The organism is Arenibacter aquaticus, from assembly GCF_003957295.1.
GTDB classification, from domain to species: Bacteria; Bacteroidota; Bacteroidia; order Flavobacteriales; family Flavobacteriaceae; genus Arenibacter; species Arenibacter aquaticus.
The window spans coordinates 549,815-570,726 of the sequence record NZ_RQPJ01000021.1; the positions used below are offsets into that span (position 1 = coordinate 549,815).

Genomic DNA, 20,912 nt, shown 5'->3' on the forward strand with positions numbered 1-20,912 from the left:
TACTATCTTAATATTGAGGCTTCGCCAGTTTTGGTAATTTGATTATTGTCTTTCGTGGTTCCTACAAACAAGTAGCGGAAGGATTTGTTTTTATACGGCTTTCCAGAACTGTAGGTCCCGTTCCATCCCCAGTTTACTGGCATATCATCGTAATCATAGGCAACACTATAGACCAAGCCTCCCCACATATCATAAATCTGGAAGGTAAAAGAGGCCATTCCCGTAAATTCACCTTGGAAATAATCGTTGATCCCATCTGCATTGGCAGAGAAAACGTTGGGGAACATTACATCATACCCATTGCCAATTTGTACACTTTCTTCATAGGTTTTGCTACAACCTTGTTCATTGTACAAGGTTAGGGCTACATCAAATGTTCCGGGGTAACTATATTTATGGGCTACTTGGATTCCGTCTGTTTCAGGATCTACATTGATTATCGGGCTGCCATCTCCAAAGTCCCACGAAGCAGATGTATATCCTTCTTCGGCCGCAATACTGAACCTTATGTCTTCTTTTGCCAATAATAGCCCTGTAATCTCATATTCTTCAGAACTATAGGTAAAAGTTGGATCGCTAACTCCTGAACTAATAGGCATAGTAAATCCACATCCCTGATCGTTTACTACATTAAGGGAAGCACTGTCTATAGGGTTGGCTATTTGAATGGAATAGGTGTCCGTTCCTGTTTTAACAGATGGCATAAGCGCATTATCATAGTAAAAACTCAAATCACCTCCCTGGCTGTTAAATAGAGTTACAGAAATACTTCCTGGATTCCCCAAGCATAGGGCTTCGTCCAAGTAGGGGCCATCAACCAGCTTTAGGGACTCCGTTTTATTCAGGGTAATGATCTCTTGATAGTAGTAGGAAGGATCTTCCTTTGTACATCCGTTAATATTGCTTGTAACCGTTAATCTATAACGTCCTTCTTCCAATCCACTTAATTGGGTTACATTTTGTCCCATGGATGTAAAAACAGGATCTGGATTATTGGCTGTTCCGGCTACTTCCTTTTCCCATAAGATGTTATATGGTCTTAGGCCTCCATTGATAGCTATTGAAATAGCACCATCTGCAGTGGCTCCACAGCTTACAAGCCCTATATCCTTGCTTACGGTAATAGGGTCATAGGTAGTGCCAAAAGTAAACTCTATAGCTTCGGAAAAGCAATTGTTACTATCACTTATAGTAAGCCAATAGGTACCGGGCACCGCATCAAAACTAGTGATATCCTGTGCAACGAAATTATTGGGGCCGCTCCAATCATATAAATAATAGGAGTCATTGTTTCCGTCTATGTACGGATTTCCTCCTGTAACCTGAGCGGTGTCCAATGTAAATGAGTAGCTAGTCTCACATGGGGCAATTGTAAAAGATTGTGTGCCCATATATCCAAGTGCTTCATAACGGTCCATGGTAAAGGTTTGAACAACACATTGATTGGCATCTGTAATATTAATTACATGACCATCATTTGAAAGTGATCCTATTGTGGTCTGTGTTTCACTAAAGAACACTGGAGTTCCGTTATCTACAGAATATTGGTAAGGGGCGGTACCGCCTTGGACACTAAAGGTAAATGACCGGCCATTGCTGGCATCAACACAGCTTGCGTTTCCGGTATCGACTTCTGTGGCGCTAAATACTTCTGGCGCTGTTATGTTAAAAGTCTGATTAACGGTACAGGGGCTATTGGGATCACTATTCGTATCTGTTACAATTACTTCGTAGCTTCCTCTACCTAAATTGGTAAGATTGGTACTATTGGTTGTAAAGCTGGTACCGTTCTTATACCAGTTTATTTGTATTTGGCTACTGGGGTCAGAACTTATCTGTATGCTTATTTCGGCATTGGTATCACCGGCACACTGTAACTGTTCGTTGGTTATTTGCACGCTACTAATTTCCAAGGCAGCCTTGGAGGCAACATTGGCGGTAAAGGTTGCAGAACAACCTATTTGATCTGTTACGTACAATTCATAAACGCCAGGTGCCAGGTTGGAAATATTCTCAGTTGAATAATTTACATTGTCCGGACCTGTCCAATTGAAGCTATAAGGTGGGTAACCACCGGTTACGGTCGTTGCCCCAATATTTAAACTAATGCTACCATTATTTTGACCAAAACAGCTTGCGTTGTCCACTACTACGGACGACTCGTTAAACTGAAGGCCCATGGGCAGGGTTACAGCTTCTGATACGGATTGCCCACAACTGGCATCTTTAATGCTTATGGTATAAGTGGCTCCTCCTGTTAAATTGGTATAGGTAATATTAGGGTTGTTGGATGTCTGTTCTAAAGTAGTCCCGTTTGGTCTGGTAAGGGTAAAGGTAAACGGGGCTATTCCCCCTGTACTGGATGCGGAAATCGCTGTATTACAGGTATCGCCAATATTCAATGTAAGTTCCTCTGGTTCTGTAACAATAAACGGAGAGGATGTTGTTCCACAGAATTCATTATAAACGGTTAGTTGGTATGCACCGGCACTTAGGTCACTGATACTAAGGCTAGAGGCAGAAAAACTGGTATCCCCAATTTTTGTCCATTCATAAGTATTGGCAACGGCATTGGGCTGGGTAACCACATTGGAGGCACTGGCATTGGGATCACTTCCCGTGCTTACATAAGCGGTAAACGCAATTCCTTCAATTTTTGCGGTCAATATTAGCTCATTAAAACTGGAGGTTGCTATTACCGGGCTAAGGTTAGCTCCTGTTGCCGAATTAATTTTCTGTGATAGAGCTGCAGCCACCTCGTTATTGTCCTGGGGTTGATTAAGACCGTTCAGGGTTACTTGATGCTCATATTCCTTACCGTCTATTAGTACTGTATAGGTATTGTCTAATTGGGGAGTTCCATAAAAGGAAATGGTATTAATCTGTTTTTGTGCCGAATTACCCCCAGTAATCCTTTCATTCGGAATTATAATGCTTCCATCAGTGCCACCAAAACAACTTACATTGGTAATGTCATTGGCAATAATGGCCTCGTTATCTATGATTGGGTAAGGAATTACAGTAACGAGTTTTGGGGATGTTTCGTCTGTACAGGCCACTCCGTTAATAGTACTGGTAACCACCCTTTTAAAGTAGGTGGACGTTGTAAGGTTACTGGGTGGGGTGTAATTTGGCTCCGTGGCACCTGCTACAGCCGAATAGGTCTGATTATCCGAAGATGACCACCATTGATAGCTGAGAACACCAGCTCCTGTGGCCGACTCCAGCTCTACTATGGCATCAGGCTGACTGCCCTCACATACCGATTGATTGTCTGTAATCTCACCGGCATTGACGGAATTAAGTGTAACTTTTATAGGATTGGTTTCCACTACACAGGTTTGATCTACCAGAGTAGTCCTCGTGATGGTTCTCTTGTAATATAGGGTCTCCGTAGGAATAGGTGGCGTATATGAAGCCGTATGTATTTCCAGGTCGGCCCAAATATTCCCATCAGTAGAGGAATACCAGTCGTATGTTTGATCGGAATACGTACTGCTACCACTTACGGTCAAAGCTGCAGGTACCGTTCCTTCGCAAATTGTTTGGTCATTGAGCAAGGTTCCCGGTAAAATTTGATCTGCCACCTCTACTACTATCGTATTACTGTCTTCGGAACACACCACATTATTCAATGTTGAAGATGTGGTTCTTTTAAAATACGTGGTAGGGAAGTCGCCCGCTTCCGGATCATAGGTGCTGTTCACCGCTCCATTGATAATACCCCAGTTACTATTGTCCACAGAGGAATACCATTGGTATTTTAGCACTCCATCGGCAGTACCGTCTAAAGTATTGCCCAATATTCCAGGGTCGTCCCCATAGCATATTTTTTGATCTCCAGAAATGGATCCCCCGTTTACATCATTTACATAGATTCCTAAAACATTGCTAAATTCTTCAGGGCCACATTGTGTTCCATCCACCGTAGCGATATAGCCCCTTTGATAATATCTGTCTGTCGTAAATGCCATACCTGGGTCATAGGTAGCATCCGTAGCCCCTGTTATGGGGGTAAAGGTTATTCCGTCAGTGGATTCATACCATTGAAAAGTTAAATAGGGAAGTCCTTCCACATCGGCTATATCACCTAATTCTGTTGTGGTTGTATTGTAACATAGGGTTCTACTATTTCCGATATAATCAGCATTTGGGACTAGGACCACAACAGGATTACTATCCACATTGCATTCAACCCCAGAGATGTCGGTATTGGTAGTGGTCCTAATATAGGTTGTGGTTTCCATAACGCCCGAGGGCGGGTCATAGCTGGTTCCGGTTGCTCCATTAATTTCAACACCATTGGCATACCATTGATAAGTTAAGGTATCATCTCCTGTAGAGGGGTCCAACTCTTCTATTAAACTTGGGTCGCCACCTTCACAAATAACTTCCTCGTTGGGACTACTAATTTCGCCATTGGGATGTGTGGTACCAATAGTACCTCCCGTGGCATTTCCGCCATTGATGATTTCCAGAACATTACTGGTTACACTACAGGACTGTCCGTTTAGGGTAGAAGTAGTAATTCTTCTATAGTAGTTATCCTGGGTTACCGCGGGTGGGTCATAATATATATCGGTGGCGCCGGGAATATCTGTAAAACTTGCCTCATCATTAATATCGGCTATTTGCCATTGATAGCTAAGATCACCTGATGCTATTAGGGTGAAATTGGAACTAAATGGCTGGGGATCGCCACCATTACATACTTCGGTACTTCCCCAATCTCCAGAGACGAAGGTTATTTTATGGTTAATTTCGTCATCAAATTTGTTTAGATATACGATTACCGCAGTTGTCACGGCCTCACAAGTAATGCTTTGTAAACTGGCTGTAGCCTTTCTTCTGTAATAGGTTTCAAGCTCGCCATTGTTGGCAGGGGTGTAGGTAGCCTGATTGGCACCAGCTATATCGGTCCAGGTATTTCCATCTGGTGAACTCTGCCATGTATAGTTTATAGAACCGTTGGAGCTGGCATCCGCCGTACTTGTTATAGGGGGAACGTTGTCCGTACCACAAACAGTTTGTGTCTGGGAAATGGTACCTTCAGAAAGCGAGATCAGGGTAACCAAGGTAGGTGTACTGGAAGCCTCACAGGTGTTCCCATTATTGGTCTGTGTAACGTTTCTTCTAAAATAGGTGGATGCCGAAAGACCTTCGGAAAAGCTAAGGGTTTCTCCCGTTTCCCCAGTTAATGGGGTATAATTTATATTATCCGTGGAGGCATACCATTGAAAGTTTACTCCCGGTCCGCTTGGGGTACCGTTAGCTACGCTGATAGTGCTTGGAGCTTCATCCTCACAAACCACCTGGTCCTCGGAACCGTCCCCTCCGGAAATTGTAGCTGCGACGGTAATAGTAACTTCATTGGTATATTCCATACATACCTTGCCGTTCAGGGTGCTGCTGTCCAATCTCCTATATTTTGTAGAGGTTGCCAGCACTCCGGGGGTATAGGTAGCTCCCGTAGCCGATGGAATTGTATTCCAGGTAGCACCGTTATCAGTGGAAGACTCCCAAGAATAGGATAGACTACCTGCGGCCAATGTATTGTTGATATTTATTATCGTGGCGGGGTTACTCCCGGCACAAACATCTTGGTTATTCCCAATGGTACCCAGATTAATGCTGTTGACAAAAACAGTGCTCGTAGTGGAGTTTTGGATACAGACCTTTGCATTATTGGTTATAATTGTCTGTCTTCTGTATTGTGTTGTAGTGGTTGGGGCATTGGCAAAACTTAAAATGTCACCGGTTTCCCCATTAATATTAGTAAATGTGCCCGTAGTTTTGGATTGCCATTGGTAGCTTATATTGGGGCCTATAGCAGTTCCATTGTCTACGGTTATGGAATTAGGAATTTCTCCTTCGCAAATTGTTTGATCCGGACTGGCGTTACCCCCGTATATTTCATCAAGAACGGTTATCTGGATTTCATTGGTATAATCAGAACAGCTAAATCCGTTTAAAAATATGTTGTCCTGTCTTCTAAAGCTGGTAGATTGCGTTAATGCCGCGGCTTGGTAGTCTGCATTATTGGCTCCTGATATGGCAACCCAATTGCTGCCATCAAATTGTTCCCATTGATAGGAAATTGTACCTGACCCGGAGGCATTGGTGCTGGAAGTAAAAATACTAGGTGCTTCGTTATAGCATACGGTTTGCTCGCCTGCAATACTCCCAACCATAAAATTGGTATAGGTTATGGTGGCCACAGAACTTACTCCTTGGCAGCTAGCTCCGGAAACGGTGGTAACCCTCCTAAATTCCTCTATGCCTGGATTTAGGTTTCCGCTTGCGTTGTAAGTGCCTTGAGTGGCTCCGGTGATATCATCCCAATTATCCCCGTTTCTTTTTTGCCATTGGTAGCTGCCGTTATTTTCACCGTTGTTTACTGTAAGTAACTGCAAATCATCCAATGAACATATGTTTTGGTCTGTAGCAGTACCTCCCACTACAGTGGCATTTACCAAGATGGTTACTGCAGCTGTTTCTTTAAAACAGCTAAAACCGTTCAGCACATTCGTAATTCTTCTTTTGAAAGAAGTAGTCACGGATAGCGCTGGGGGTTGATAAAAATTAGCTGTTGCACCGTCAATAGGTTCCCAAGGTCCGGAATCGTTTTTATACCACTGGTAAGTGTTTTCACCGGCAGGGGTTACGGCCACATCTCCAGATGTACTCAATTGCTGGGGAATTTGGGTGGCACAAACATTTTGGCCCGTACCTTCGGTAATACTTCCTGGGTATATTTCATTGACCGTAATGGTGGCTGTAGAACTTGTTTGGGTACATACCTCCCCGTTAATGGTAAAGGTAGTTAAACGACGGTATTTACTAATACCATTGGCAATACTAGGCTTGTCTATTACGAGAATTTCGGTATCGGAATTTGGAATGGCCGTCCAGCTTCCATTTTCTTCTTTTTCCCACTCAAATGTTCTGCTTTGGGTTATATTGGATCCTGTTACACTAATATTTTGTAAATCAGATTTTTCGCATACTTGCTGATTTACCCCAGTACCTCCATGTAACTGTTCAAAGGTAACCGTTGCTATATCTTGGTTATCCCCTACTCCATTAACTCCATTGGGATTGCCATCCAACACATATTTAAAAAGACCGTCCGTTGTATTGGCCCCTGACTGTAGTTGTATACTTATATTTTCTACGGTAAGCACATCTAAAGTAGCCTGTGAAGTGGTGGTAATAGAGATTTGCAACCTAGTGGGGTCGCTAGGATCCTGGGTTACACTTGCACTACTGATATCGGTTCCCGTTTCGGAGATGCTAGCCGCATTGATTTCAAAATTGGAAGGAGCCTGAATATAAAAGGTAAAACTTCCTGTAGTAAAATCTGTTGAAGCGGTTTCGGATAACAGCAGGTTTCCCAAACTTAATTGGGTCTGCGGTATATCTGAACCACAGGAATAAAAATTACTATTCTGTAAACTGGTTGAAACCTGAGCCGAACCTAACCAAATACTAAAACTAAACAACAAGGTGAATAGGACCAGCTTAGCGGTAAATTTTATCATGATATGCCCCTTTTAGGTAATAATTGGATTATAAAACAGTACTGTTTTTCCCCATTTTGTAGGAAAGACCCTATAACGGCTTAGACCCTTAAAATATTGTGGTCTTTTTCAACTAAATGAACGGGATGCCACAATTTTGTTGTGTAAGTGTATTTATCTGTGGTTTAGGAAAATTTATAAGAGTTTATTCTTCAGCTAATTTTGGATAGTTATAGCTTTTGGAAGCTATTTGTGAGGAGCTTAAATTTTTTATTGATGTATACAGATGGCATCTTCATGGACTAGTTAAATAATGGGCTATAAAGTATATTCTTAGGTGATAAATGCGATTATAAAATGAGTTGCCCTAGGGAGCTGGATTATTATTAAAACGAACGGTTATACCCTCTTTATCTTGAATATGGCAAGGCTGAAATGACATTAAATAAACCCTTGATTTCCTGTTGTATAAAGGGAAATGTTTGTATTTTTAATTACTAAATCGCAGTCATGTTATCTGGAATAACGAGCATTCGATACTATTTTTTATTCCTGGCGATAGCCCTATTTGTACTTCTTGTTAATTTGGGATCCTATGGCCTTGCGGAAACTAGTGAAGCACGTTATGCTGAGATTAGTAGGGAAATGTTACAATCTGGGGATTATATTAATCCGGAACTACTAGGGGTTTTTCACTATCACAAACCACCTTTAACCTATTATATAACAATTTTGGGTTATCGCATTTTTGGCATCAACGAATTTGGTGCTCGATTCTTTCTCCAAATAGCCCTTTTAGTAGAGTTATTGCTGGTGTATGGTATTGCCATGTTACTTTACAATAATAGCAAAATAGCCTTTACATCCGGTCTTATCTACTTTTCAATGCCCATTGTACTGATATCCAGTAGAAACTTAACCACAGATGCTTATTTAACCGCCTTTATTCTTGGTGCTGTTTATTGTTGGCAGTACTACACCTCCAAGTACCGTATCTGGAGCCTTTACCTCTTCTATTTGCTATCGGCTATGGCTTTTCTTACCAAGGGTCCAGTAGCATTATTATTTATCTTCACCTATATAATAGTTTACAAGGTAATTTACAATATGGGTTCCAAAATAAATATCCATCACCTTTTAGGAATTTGTCTTTTTCTTGTAATAGGCGGTAGTTGGTATTTTGTAGTGACCGTGAACACTCCGGGATTATGGGATTATTTTCTAGGGGAACAAATTGTGGAACGGATAACGTTAAATACGTTCAATAGAAGTAAGCCTTTTTGGTTTTACCTACCCTTGGTGATTGGCTTGTTAGTACCATGGTGGTTAATGTTTTACAAACGTAGTTTTAAGATTTCTGGGATTTGGGCTAAATTATCAAAACAGGACCGGGTTTTACTGGCCAGTACTCTATGTACCTTTTTATTCTTTTCCGTTTTTAAGTCTAAGCTTATACTGTATATTCTACCCATTTTTTGGATGTTGGCAGTTCTAATTGGGTCACAACTATTCAGGGCATCATATGTAACCTGTAAGTTATTGAGCTTGGCCTATTCCATACTAATGGGAGTATTGATAATTTCCATAGTTGGACTCTCTTTAATATACCCTTCACTTTTTCAGATTGGCCTAGGGACATGGTTGCTTAGTTTTAGTTGTTTTATAGTTTTTGGAACCTTATTCTTTCTTATTAAAAATAACAGTAGCTATAAGCCAGCGTTATTGGCTGGATGTTTTGGGGCCTCCCTCATCCTGATTGTAACATCTTTGATGTCGCATAACTCTGGGACTATAAATTCTACTAAGGACATCGTTACTTTTATTAACGGTACAGGCCCTATTAAGCACAAAACTATTTTGGTGTATGACTACCTCCTCTCTTCCATTCCTTTTTATTCCGATGCTGATCTTATTACCTTGAAATGTAACCACAATACAACATCCCGTGAAGTACAGTTCCAAAAAGACAAGGAGTGGGTAGAGGGACTTTGGGATGTGAATAATTCAGCGGTTTTGTATAGACTCGACTCTCTTAGCCATCATAAAAACACATTTTTACTCATTCGTAAAAAAAGGGACTTGGATGACAGTCTGAACTATCTTAGGAATAACTTTAATAGTTCCAAAGATTATCCTAAATGGCTGTTGTTATATAATAAGTAAGCTTTTAAGCTGTTCTCTTTAATGTTTTATAATGTATACTACTGTTTAGTAAACTACTCTTTTGTATATATATTTAAATTGTTAATAAAACCTTAAAACTGGAGGTATTTTCTTACATTTATATAATATTTTACCTAGTTTTAGGTTATAAACTAGGGCATTCCTAAATCTATTGATTTAATAAAATATCAATTGCTAAAAGATCCAAACTTATAAAAGTTCATTTTTCAGTATGATAATAAACATGATAGGAATTTCTAAGTGGATTTTTTAGTCACAATAAAGGAAATGAAACAACTTTAGTAATTATAAACATAAGTATTAGTCCCTAAAGTATTATACTTTAATCCCAAAGCATGAAAAATGACTTAACCTACGATTTGGTATTGCTAGTTGATGACGATAGTGTAATAAATCTTGTTCACCATCATATTATTAAGCGAACTGGTATTGCCAAAGAGATTAAAATATTCCTGAATCCATTGGAGGCCCTATTGGAGCTGCGTAGAAAATTGGTTGATAACGATATAAAAATTTTGATTTTATTGGATATCAACATGCCCGAAATGGACGGATTTGAATTCTTGGACAAGGCCAATACATTGGCCAAAGAGGGAAAAGTATTTGATTTGTTAATGATAACCTCCTCCATAGATTATGAGGATATGGCCAAGGGAAACTCCCATCCATTGATCAATCAATATATCACCAAGCCATTGAAATATAATGAGATAATAAATTTTGTTCATAGCAGTTCCCGTTTAACGCCTGCACCCTAATTGAAATTCTGGAGCAATGAACTTTTTGGACATTGTTCATAGCTATTGTTTTTTAGTAAGCTATCCATTCAAGGCAATACCCAAGGTATGGATATAAACGATATAAATGGAAATAAACCCCCTTAAGGAAAATGCTTCCTTCGGCAAAATAAGAAGGTCTATTATTAGCAGTTTTGCACTAACCTTCATTTTTGCAATATTGTTGGCAATTGGTATAAACCTAACTACCAATCTACGTGAATACGAGTCTAGTATTATCAACCTAGCTGGGAGACAGCGAATGCTAAGCCAGAAAATAGCAAAAAGTATTTACTACCTACAAACTAGTGAACAAAATCAAATTGAAATATCGGAAGATGTAGCATTGTGGAGTGCCGTTCATAGAGGGTTCCAAAATGGCCATGAAGCCCTTGATATTCCAAAAATAGAAAATAGAACCGTAGATAGTATTCTTAAAGCAATTTCGCCTTACCAGGAAAACATTGAATTAATTTCAAAGCAGTTAAACTTAGCAAATTTAAGTAAAGCCGAATTAAGGGAACTAAGTATTTGGGAACGAAAATATTTAGCCGGAATGGATCATATGGTTGAGGCCCTGCAACTGCATATTGATAATACAATAGGCAATCTTACCTATGTCTTAGGTATTTTAACCTTTTTGTTCTTAATCTTCATATGGCTGTTATATCATTTTTTTATCAAACGTATTATCGATTCCGTTGGAGTACTTTCAAAAAACATGGAAAGTCAATCCAGACATTTGGCATCTATACTGGAGAATACTTCGGACCGTATTTGGACCGTGGATAAAAACTATACGCTCATCGCCTATAATTCTGTATTCGCAAAAGGCAGGTTGGATGATGGAGGTATTGCCCCTATCAAGGGCGAGAATGTGTTGGAAGCGGGATATTTTTTGGAAAATAAATCTAAGACCAAAGACTATTACGATAGGGTTCTGTCTGGAACGAGCTTTTTAACTGAAGTTGAGATTGAAAAAGAGGGAAGGAAAATATTTTATGAGTTATCGTTTAACCCTATAATTGATGATCATGGGCTAATTATTGGGTGTAGTGTTTATCAACGTGATATCACTAAGCGAATTAGGGCCATGGAGGAATTAAAGGAAAGCGAAAGTTCGTTAAAGGAGGCACAGAGAATTGCCAATATAGGAAACTGGGAATGGGATATTAAAAACAATGAAATTAAGTGGTCCGATCAGTTATATAGTATTTTTGGAAAGGATCAAAAAACATTCACCCCTACCTATGAAGCCCTCTTGGAGCTAATTCATCCGGAGGACAGGGAAATTTTTGATAGCAATGTGCAGTATAGCCTAGAAAATAGGGAAGACCCTGACATTTCAAATAGAATTATTTTAGAAGATGGACATTTACGCCATGTTCATCAAAAGGGAAAAGTATTTTTTGATAAAAACAACACCGCTGTAAGAATGGCCGGTACCACCCAGGACATTACCGTAATGGAAAATGCCAGGGAACGTATTCTTCAACAATATAGGGAGCTTCAGAACTTTGTATATATTATTTCCCATAATATTAGAGGGCCCATTTCTACTCTTCTGAGCTTAATAGATTTGTTGGAGCACAATGATAACAGGGATCACAAGGATATAATATTGCTGATGGGTAATACGGTGCAAAAATTGGATGGTACCATTAAGGACCTTAACCATTCATTGACACTAAAAAATATTGCTACGATCGACTTTGAGCAGGTAGACCTCAAGGGGGTTATGGAAGATATTCTCATCCTAATTTCCGATGAAATTGAAAAGTATCACGCTACAATTGAATTTGATTTTGCCAAGGCCCCTACTGCCTTTGGAATGAAACGCTATTTTTCCAATATATTTTATCATCTAATTATGAATTCAATAAAGCATAGGTCCCCAGAGCGTGATCCACATGTCGTAATCTATTCCAATACAACCCCTATAGGTGGAATCCAGATTGTTTTATCGGACAATGGGAAGGGCATGGAACTGAATGAGGAAAGAAGAAAAAAAATATTTAATATGTACGGTAAGTTAAGTGGAAGCACCCACGGTAAGGGGATTGGTCTATATTTGGTTAAGACCCAAGTAGAGACCATGAACGGTTCTATTGAAGTAGAGAGCAAAAATGGAGAGGGCAGTATTTTCACTATCAATCTATTGCTAAACGCCATGGAAAAGAAGCTTTTGGCACATTGAACTTCTACAAATTTGCCCTATAATTAAATTATTTCCAGTTTTATTTTTGAAAACAGGGATTTTGGGGCAGCACAAACAGGGCAGGTATAGGCTTCTGAAACATCTTTGAAAGGTGTTCCACTGCGTATGTTCCACTTGGCATCCCCGTATTGCTCATCATATACTGTATAACACGAAGTACATTGGTACACTTCCCTTTCTAAATCAAGTTTATCCTGCTTTGCACTTTCCTTTTTCTTTATCCCAGCCTTCCCCAATTGGCTAAAGTATTTTCTACTCAGTTCCATTAACAGTCCAGGGAGCTCAATTTTATCCACATCTTGGGCATATATTTTATATTCTTGTGTATTGGGATCAAAATTCTTAAAATGTAAGACGTTGTATGTTGGCCTAACCTCAAAATTCTTTACTATGCTGGGTTGTGTATTTTTTTCTATGACTACCGATGAAAAATGGGTGCGTTTTCCCGTTTCATTGCTTATACCAAAAGTAAGGCCGTATGTACTGATATCATTCTGATCAAAGCTAAGTACCAAGAATTTTTTTAATTCCAAGGCTTCCAAATCATCTACTGGGAGATGCCAATTCATTTCCAATTGGGAATGCCTAATATTAATTCCTCTTTGTCCTAAAAAGCGCTCCAATTCTGGTCTACTGGAACTTTTAATACCTTTTATAATAAAAGATTTCCATGGTGTAATACATATTTTCCCAATGCTATTGTCCAAACAGAACCCGCATAGTTCCTTTAGAAAATCAAGATCGTACCTATTGTTGCGCCAATAGAGCCCAAGCCAATATTGGTCTATTCCCATTCTATTCATGCCTTCGTAATACGGAAATTTTATATAGGGTATCTCCAGTTCCCTCTCTATGGTTCGGTTATTGGTATCCAGTTTTTTTGTAAGGATATAAAACAACTCGTCTATGTCTTCCACATCCTGATAGATTTCTTCAATGGCTTTGGCAACCGTACAGATATCCCAACTATATATTAAAACTGGATAATAGACCGATTTTTTCCAATGCGGAAGTTTAACGTTCAAATACCAATAGTCTTCACTTTCTGAAGCAATAAAATTAAGATTACCGCTAAAAATAGGAACCAATCGCTGCTTTGGATCGGTGATATTGATCTTTAATTTAGGTTGGTAATCAAACCCTTCCAATATGTAGAGGTAGGTGGACCCCTTTAGCCAATGGGTCATGTCAAAAATATCGGCCGATATATAGGAGCAAACAATATTTTGATAACTTCTGTCCGCTACAATATCCGTATTAAACTTGGAGATCTCTTCCAGATTTTCCTCTTGGGCATGCTGTAAGGGAAACAATAAATCTTGTCTAGACCCAAAATAGACCTCTTTAAGTCCGCCAGCTTCCAGCATGGTTATGATGTCCTTTAATTCTCCAGGGGAGGTAACCCCACCTTTTATCAATATACGGTGTAAATCATCGTTCATAATATTTACAATTTAGGAGGTTACGGTTTGTAATTGTTTTTTTAGTATGTCCTGAATTTCTGGCTTGCAGCTTCCACAGCCCAAACCAGCCCCGGTTTCGGAACACAGTTTGGAAAAATCGTCACAGCCCCCAGAGATGGTTTCTAGAAGGTTGCCTTCCCCAACCTGACTACAGGAACAAACCAATTTTCCTTTTAGTGGCACAGAATTGGATTGCCCCCTTAGCAATTCATTTCGTTTCTCGGATAGTTCTATTTCCTCTTCTATAAGTCTTTTGAATTCTGCGAATTCATTTTTATCGCCCATCAGAATGGCCCCTTTTAGGGTATCGTCCTTAACAATACATTTTTTATAGTATTTCTTGCTAACGTCCATCAGTATAATTTCTTCATAACTACTGTCGCCAGCAGGAGCATTTACCATTCCCAAGCTGCATAGGTCAAGGTTTTCAAACTTAAGGATGTTCATGAGTATAGACCCATTATAGATACTGCTAAAATCGCCCAGGATAAATTTGGCAGCCGTGTCTGCCTGTTGTTCAGCAGCAGAGGTAATCCCGAAAAGGGCATTTTTAAACTCTGCTATTTCACCCAGGGCAAATATATGCTCATCACTGGACTGTAAGTATTCGTTCACTACCACCCCCCTTCCGGTTTTAAGATCGGATTGCTTGGCCAATTCTATATTGGGACGTGTTCCAATGGCATAGACAATGGCATTACATTTTATGGTTCGGCCCGTTTTTAGGGTGACCGACAAGGAATTTTTATAGTCTCTTTCCTCAAAGACAGTACTTACCTCGTTATCAAAATATACTTTTATACCTCTTTCACTAACATCTTCTGCCAATAGTCTACTGGCAATACTATCCAATTGACGCTCCATTAATCTTGGGGCACGCTGTATAATGCTGATATTTACATTCCGGTTCTTTAATGCTGCGGCAAGCTCCAGTCCCAAGAGTCCGCCCCCAACAATAACCACATGTTGTTCTGTTGTGGGAAGTCCGGTATCATCCAGATATTTGCGAAGTTTATCGGCATCTCCCCGTTCCCTCATGGTAAAGCGTCCTGGCATATTTATTTGTACCTCACTTGGAACAAAAGCTCTACTGCCCGTAGCCAAGACCAAAATATCATAGGCATGCTCAAAGCCATTGGCGTCCTGTACTGTTTTATTTACCCTATCTATATTGGTTATTCCCAATCCGGGATGTAGGGTAACATCCAATTTTTGAAGTTCTCCTTTTTTTAGTTTTTCCAGAGATTCCCATGAGAGCTCCTCACTAACATATTCTGGGAGCAATACCCTATTGTAGAAAGGATCCTTTTCCTTGGAGAACACATGTAGTGTGTCTATTTCGTTCTTTTCCCTATAGGTTTGTATAAAACGATAGGCCGCGGCACCGGCCCCTATTATCACAATCTTTTGCTTTGGCTTTTCGTATTTGGTCACTTCAACCGCACAATATTTAAAATCGGGTTCCTTGGAAACGGGATCAACCAAGTCGTTGGTCAGATTATTGGCCCTTCCAAAATCATTGTTCAGCACTTTTCCCCAATGCATGGGCAAAAACACTACCTTTTCGCGAATATCAAAATTCACCTTTACCTTTACGCGTACTGTTCCCCGCCTACTTTTAACTACTGCAATATCCCCATCCTTTAACTGTCTTAGGTAGGCATCTACCTTGTTCATTTCCAGATAGGGCTCGGGAATGTGGGTAAGCAACCGTTTTACCTTCCCTGTTTTAGTGCGTGTATGCCATTGATCCCTTACCCTGCCAGTGTTCAGTACCAACGGGTACTCCGGAGTTATTGTTTCAGAGCGGTTATACAATGACATTGGAGCGTTAAAATGCGACTTGCTATCATTGGTAAAGAACTGCTTGTCTACAAACAATCTTGGTGTTCCGGGATGTTTGTCATGGGGTACGGGCCATTGAAAACTGCCTTCAGTCTTTAAGCGTTCGTAAGACAAACCTGAAATGTCTATCTGAGTTCCCTTGGTTAAAAGGCAATGCTCATCATATACCTCAGAGGCACTGCCATAATTAAATCCGTTATAACCCATTTTTTGGGCGAACCTCCATAATATTTCTGCATCTGCCAACGCCTCACCCGGAGCATCAATAATCTTGGGAAGGTAACTTATCCTTCGCTCTGAATTGGTCATGGTGCCTTCTTTTTCCATCCATCCGGCAGCCGGCAAAAGAAGATCGGCAAACTTTGTGGTTTCGGCATTGTGCGAAATATCCTGAACTACTACAAAATTAGCATTCTTAAGTGCTTTTTCTACCTTGTGTACATTGGGCATACTAACTATAGGATTGGTACAGATAATCCAAACAGCCTTCATTTTACCACTTTCCAAAGCATTGAACATCTCCGTGGCGGTATAGCCCGGTTCCGATTTTATTTCCTTTCCTCCCCAAAAGTCAGCTACTTCCTTACGGTGTTTGGGATTACCCAACTCCCTGTGGGCGGCTAAAAGACTGGCCATTCCACCAACTTCCCTACCGCCCATAGCGTTGGGCTGTCCCGTTAAGGAAAAAGGACCTGCCCCAGGTTTTCCTATCTGTCCGGTGAGTAGGGATAAATTCATTAAGGCCACATTCTTGGATACCCCAATTACACTTTGATTAAGTCCCATTGTCCACATACTTATAAAGGCCTTGGCATTTCCAATATACTGCGCGGCCTTCTTTATATCGTCTACCGTAATACCGCAAAGTTCCGAAGCTTTCCGTAGGGAAAGCTCAAAGGCACTATTCTTAACGGCATCAAAATTTACCGTATGCTTTTTAATGAAGTCCTTGTCAATTTTTTTCTTTTCAATTAACCAACGTGCTATGGCATTGAAGAGAATTACATCTGTGCCGGGTAATATTTGTAAATGTAGATCAGCCCCCGCACAGGTTTGGGTTTTACGGGGATCTACCACAATAATCTTTACATTTGGATTTTTCTCTTTATGACTCTCTATTCTCCTAAAAAGAATTGGATGGCACCAAGCAGGATTTGCCCCAGCAATCAAAAAACAATCTGAAAGCTCTATATCCTCATAGGCTATGGGAACCGAATCCTCTCCAAGCATCTTTTTGTAGCCCACTACTGCAGAGCTCATACAGAGCCTGGAATTGGTGTCTATATTATTGGTGCCAATAAAACCCTTGGTTAGTTTGTTCACTAAATAGTACTCTTCGGTAAGGCATTGACCAGAAACGTAGAAACCAACACTATCCGGACCGTGTTTTTCAATAATGCTCTTGAACACGGCTGCAGCCCTATCCAAAGCGGTATCCCAAGATACTCTTTGTAGCGGATGGTTCCTACTCCATCTCATTTCAGGAAATAAAATTCTATCACTGGTATCTTGGGCTACATAGTTGAGGTTTTTCCCTTTGGAGCATAACATTCCTTTATTAACGGGATAATCAGGATCTCCTTTTACACTTATAGTACCTTTGGTGTCCTTTTCCACCACTATACCACATCCCACCCCACAATAGGAGCAAATGGTTTTATGTTCGTTTCTATTCTGCATAAAATCCTTTTAATAAAGATACCTATTAATTGAAAGTATAAAATTACCAAATTAAGTATAAATACGTAGTAATTTATTAATAATAGTTTATCCTATTATTGATGAAAAGGCAATAAATAGCAATAATAATTGGCTAAAACAGAAATAAGACCATCCTAACGGGCATTAATCAATATATAATAGGCCCAAACTCCTTAAAATAATAAACCTTAGACCAAATTGTACTCTTGAGCCTTTTTGGCTAGATCCATTAGGTTGTTCACGCCCAATTTGCGCATTAGGTTAAAACGGTGGGTCTCAATGGTACGCTTGCTTTTTTTTAGCTTTTCGGAGATTTGCTTGTTGGTGAGTCCTGATAGTACCAATTCTAGGATTTGTAACTCCTTGTTTGTAATTCCGAAGGAGTTATTGGCATTTTTGGAGGTGGGTTTGTTCTCCTTTTGTACCTGTGATTGCCCCAATAAATTATTGACCAAAACATTGGAGATGTCCCCACTAAAATATTTCCCACCTTGTTCAACAGTGGATATGGCCTTAAGAAATTCTGTTTTTCCGGTATCTTTCAGTAAATACCCACTTGCACCGGCACTGACTGATTTTAAGATATATTCTTCTGAGTCGTGCATGGAAAGTATAATGCATTTGGTAGTGGAATGGTGTTTTTTTAATTCCTCTACCGCCTCTATTCCATTCATTTCGGGCATACGTATATCTATAATCAAAAGATCCGGATGTTTCTTTAGCACCATTTCAACGGCTTCCTTCCCGTTGGATACTTCTCCTATAACTTCATAATTTTTATCCTCTTCCAATAGGGCACGGATTCCGTCCCTTACTAGGGAATGGTCATCTGCTAAAACGATACGTGTAGTCTTTTCCAAAATTTTATTTCTATTTGAACAAATATAGGATAAATTTAAAAACTAAGTATTCATACGGTGACAATTGCATATTGGTTTTGCTGTATTGTACCGCTGTTTCGTTTATTATGAAAGTCTTGGGGGGAGCTATTGATTATACTGCCCAATGAGTATTTCTATATTTTAAGGCCCCGCAACGGACGGGGCCTTAATAGGTTTTTATTTAGAAGTATTAAGGAATTTTGGTTTTATGACCAACATGGCCCAGGCCCAGTTCTGACTGGAAGCGGCAATATCCTGTGTAGTTCCTTTTAATTGGTACATACCGTCATTGGCAAATAGTTGGGAGTACCCTAACTTGAGTGCATATCCCTTAAAAGTCTGGGAATAGACCAGGTCCAATTCCGTGCCCAAGGATTTATTCCCGCTTCCAAGTTCCTGCTCTCCACTAAAGTTCAAGGCTTTTATTAACAGGCTAGACTTCTCTCCCAATTTTAAATTAGCACTTAGGTGTATATCAAACAATCCTATCGAGTTGGCATGGTTACCTACGTAGAAATAATCCATGAACCCGTTAAATTTATGATTGGTTCCATATAGGGGGAAGAAGGCCTCGGTCTTATTTGCGGTTTCCGCATCATTGCCGCTAATTATTTCTATTCCTGCCCCTAGCCCCACTTTGCTGCTGGCTTTGTAAGTGAGATCGAGCCCTAAAAGATAAGCCCCGGAAACTTTAGCAGAACCTTGACGTTCCCCTGTTTGTAAAAAGGCATTCATTGCTGCCCCAAAACTTCCCTTCGAATAATTCAAGTGGGTTCCAAAGGTCTGTAAATTACTTGTTCCATCTGCAGTGGTACCATCGGCTTCAAAATTTTGAAAGCCGTTGTTAAGCACCAATAGGCTAGCCGACATATTTGCCCATTTTTGTTTTAAGTAGAGGTACTGCATGGTCTTATAGCTAAAATATCCCGTGGTATTGTATGTGGTTCCTACAGATTGAAACCCCGTTGGATTGTCAAAATCCTGATTGAATGCCAACCCAAGGTCCAGTTGAAAGCTTTCCTTCCCATATTTTAAAATAGCCGCATCGTGATTTCTTCCTTGCTGTGCCCAGTCCAAACCGCCAAATATTCGTTGGTCGTCATAAATAATGGATTGTCGCCCCAATTTGGTTGAAAATCCCTCGCCTAGGTTAATGTCGGCCCAGGCTTCAAAAACTGCAAAGGAGTCGTTCTGGTCATCGGGTAAAATTTGTCGGTTCTCACCCCATACCATGACATCCTGTATACTTAGATAGAATTTATAAGCGTCCACGGCATATCCGGCATTTAGCCTGGCCCTAGTGCTTATAGCAAAAGCGGCATCGGCATCGTCGGCAATAAGATTGCCAAAGCCATGGCGATATTCGGTACGGGGTCTAAATTCTCCATCCAGGGTAAATTGTGCACTGATGAACTGTGCGGATAAACACAATAGTCCGATTAATAAGTGTCTTTTTTTCATAATCTATTTTTTAGGGGGTTGTTATTATTTTATTATTAATGTTCTAGAAAGTCGATCAAGTGTTTTCTGTATTGGTAGTAATCTGGATGTTCCAAAACATCCTTGCGGGTTCTTGGCCTTTCAAAATTGATATTGAGCACATCCCCTATTTTAGCTTTGGGGCCACTGGTCATCATTATCACCCGGTCTGCCAAAAAAATTGCTTCATCCACATCATGGGTGATCATGACCGCGGTTATTTTTTCTTTGTTCCAGATTTCAATTAGGATATCCTGTAATTCCCCCCTTGTTAGCGAATCTAACATACCAAAAGGTTCATCCAGTAAAAGTACCTTGGGCTTTATGGCAAATGCGCGGGCTATTCCAACGCGCTGCTGCATCCCTTGTGATAGTTCTATAGCCTTTTTGTGAAAGGCTCCTTCCAGACCAACCTTGTGCAAATAATATTTGGCAATGTCCCTACGTTGCACCTTGGTAGCGTGGGAAAATACTTGATCCACACCAAGCATCACGTTTTGCAGTGCGGTCATCCAAGGCATTAGGCTGGGCGATTGAAAAATAACACCCCGGTCTGGTCCAGGGCCCTTTACCGGATTTCCCAGTACAGAAATATTTCCACCAGAAATTGGGTTTAATCCCGCTATCATGGACAACATGGTTGTTTTGCCACAACCAGAATGCCCTATAATGGTCACAAATTCTTCCCTCATGATCTGAAGGTTTAAATCTTCAAGGACTACATACTCACCTTTAGGGGTAGGATATACTTTCTTAAGTTTGTTGAGATCCAGCATTACTTTGGAAGGATATATAATTCCATTTTCTGTATAGGTTGATTGTTCTTTTATAGTTGGTGTATTCAT

The 20,912-nt window shown here is 40.1% G+C and carries 9 protein-coding genes; 3 read left to right on the forward strand and 6 right to left on the reverse strand.

The features are described from left to right. Positions 1-2 precede the first annotated feature (2 nt). Complete coding sequence (locus EHW67_RS18215; protein WP_126163814.1) at positions 3-7,541, reverse strand: PKD domain-containing protein; 7,539 nt, start codon at positions 7,539-7,541, stop codon at positions 3-5. A gap of 489 nt (positions 7,542-8,030) precedes the next feature. Between EHW67_RS18215 and EHW67_RS18220 the strand changes: the two genes are divergently transcribed. From EHW67_RS18220 to EHW67_RS18230, 3 genes are all read left to right on the forward strand, one after another. Beyond that, positions 8,031-9,683 (forward strand): ArnT family glycosyltransferase, encoded by a 1,653-nt coding sequence (locus EHW67_RS18220; protein WP_126163815.1) that lies wholly within the window; start codon positions 8,031-8,033, stop codon positions 9,681-9,683. Between the two features lie 356 nt (positions 9,684-10,039). Then, positions 10,040-10,462, forward strand: a complete 423-nt coding sequence (locus EHW67_RS18225; RefSeq protein WP_126163816.1) for a response regulator — start codon at positions 10,040-10,042, stop codon at positions 10,460-10,462. A 106-nt stretch (positions 10,463-10,568) separates the two neighbouring features. Beyond that, a complete protein-coding gene (locus EHW67_RS18230) occupies positions 10,569-12,677 on the forward strand; it encodes a PAS domain-containing protein (protein WP_126163817.1) in 2,109 nt (702 codons plus the stop codon). Positions 12,678-12,700: 23 nt separating this feature from the next. Here EHW67_RS18230 and EHW67_RS18235 read toward each other — a convergent pair whose 3' ends face one another. The 5 genes from EHW67_RS18235 to EHW67_RS18255 all read right to left on the reverse strand — a co-directional run bounded on the left by EHW67_RS18235 (position 12,701) and on the right by EHW67_RS18255 (position 20,912). After that, positions 12,701-14,140 (reverse strand): rubredoxin, encoded by a 1,440-nt coding sequence (locus EHW67_RS18235; protein ID WP_126163818.1) that lies wholly within the window; start codon positions 14,138-14,140, stop codon positions 12,701-12,703. A 12-nt stretch (positions 14,141-14,152) separates the two neighbouring features. Then, positions 14,153-17,686 (reverse strand): nitrate reductase, encoded by a 3,534-nt coding sequence (locus tag EHW67_RS18240; RefSeq protein WP_126163819.1) that lies wholly within the window; start codon positions 17,684-17,686, stop codon positions 14,153-14,155. Positions 17,687-17,895: 209 nt separating this feature from the next. Beyond that, positions 17,896-18,567: a response regulator transcription factor gene (locus EHW67_RS18245; protein WP_126163820.1), complete on the reverse strand. Its 672-nt coding sequence runs from the start codon at positions 18,565-18,567 to the stop codon at positions 17,896-17,898. Positions 18,568-18,765: 198 nt separating this feature from the next. After that, entirely contained in the window at positions 18,766-20,049 is a 1,284-nt protein-coding gene (locus EHW67_RS18250; RefSeq protein ID WP_126163821.1) for an alginate export family protein, read from the reverse strand. A 35-nt stretch (positions 20,050-20,084) separates the two neighbouring features. Beyond that, on the reverse strand, positions 20,085-20,912 hold the full coding sequence (locus tag EHW67_RS18255; RefSeq protein ID WP_126163822.1) for an ABC transporter ATP-binding protein: 828 nt from the start codon (positions 20,910-20,912) through the stop codon (positions 20,085-20,087).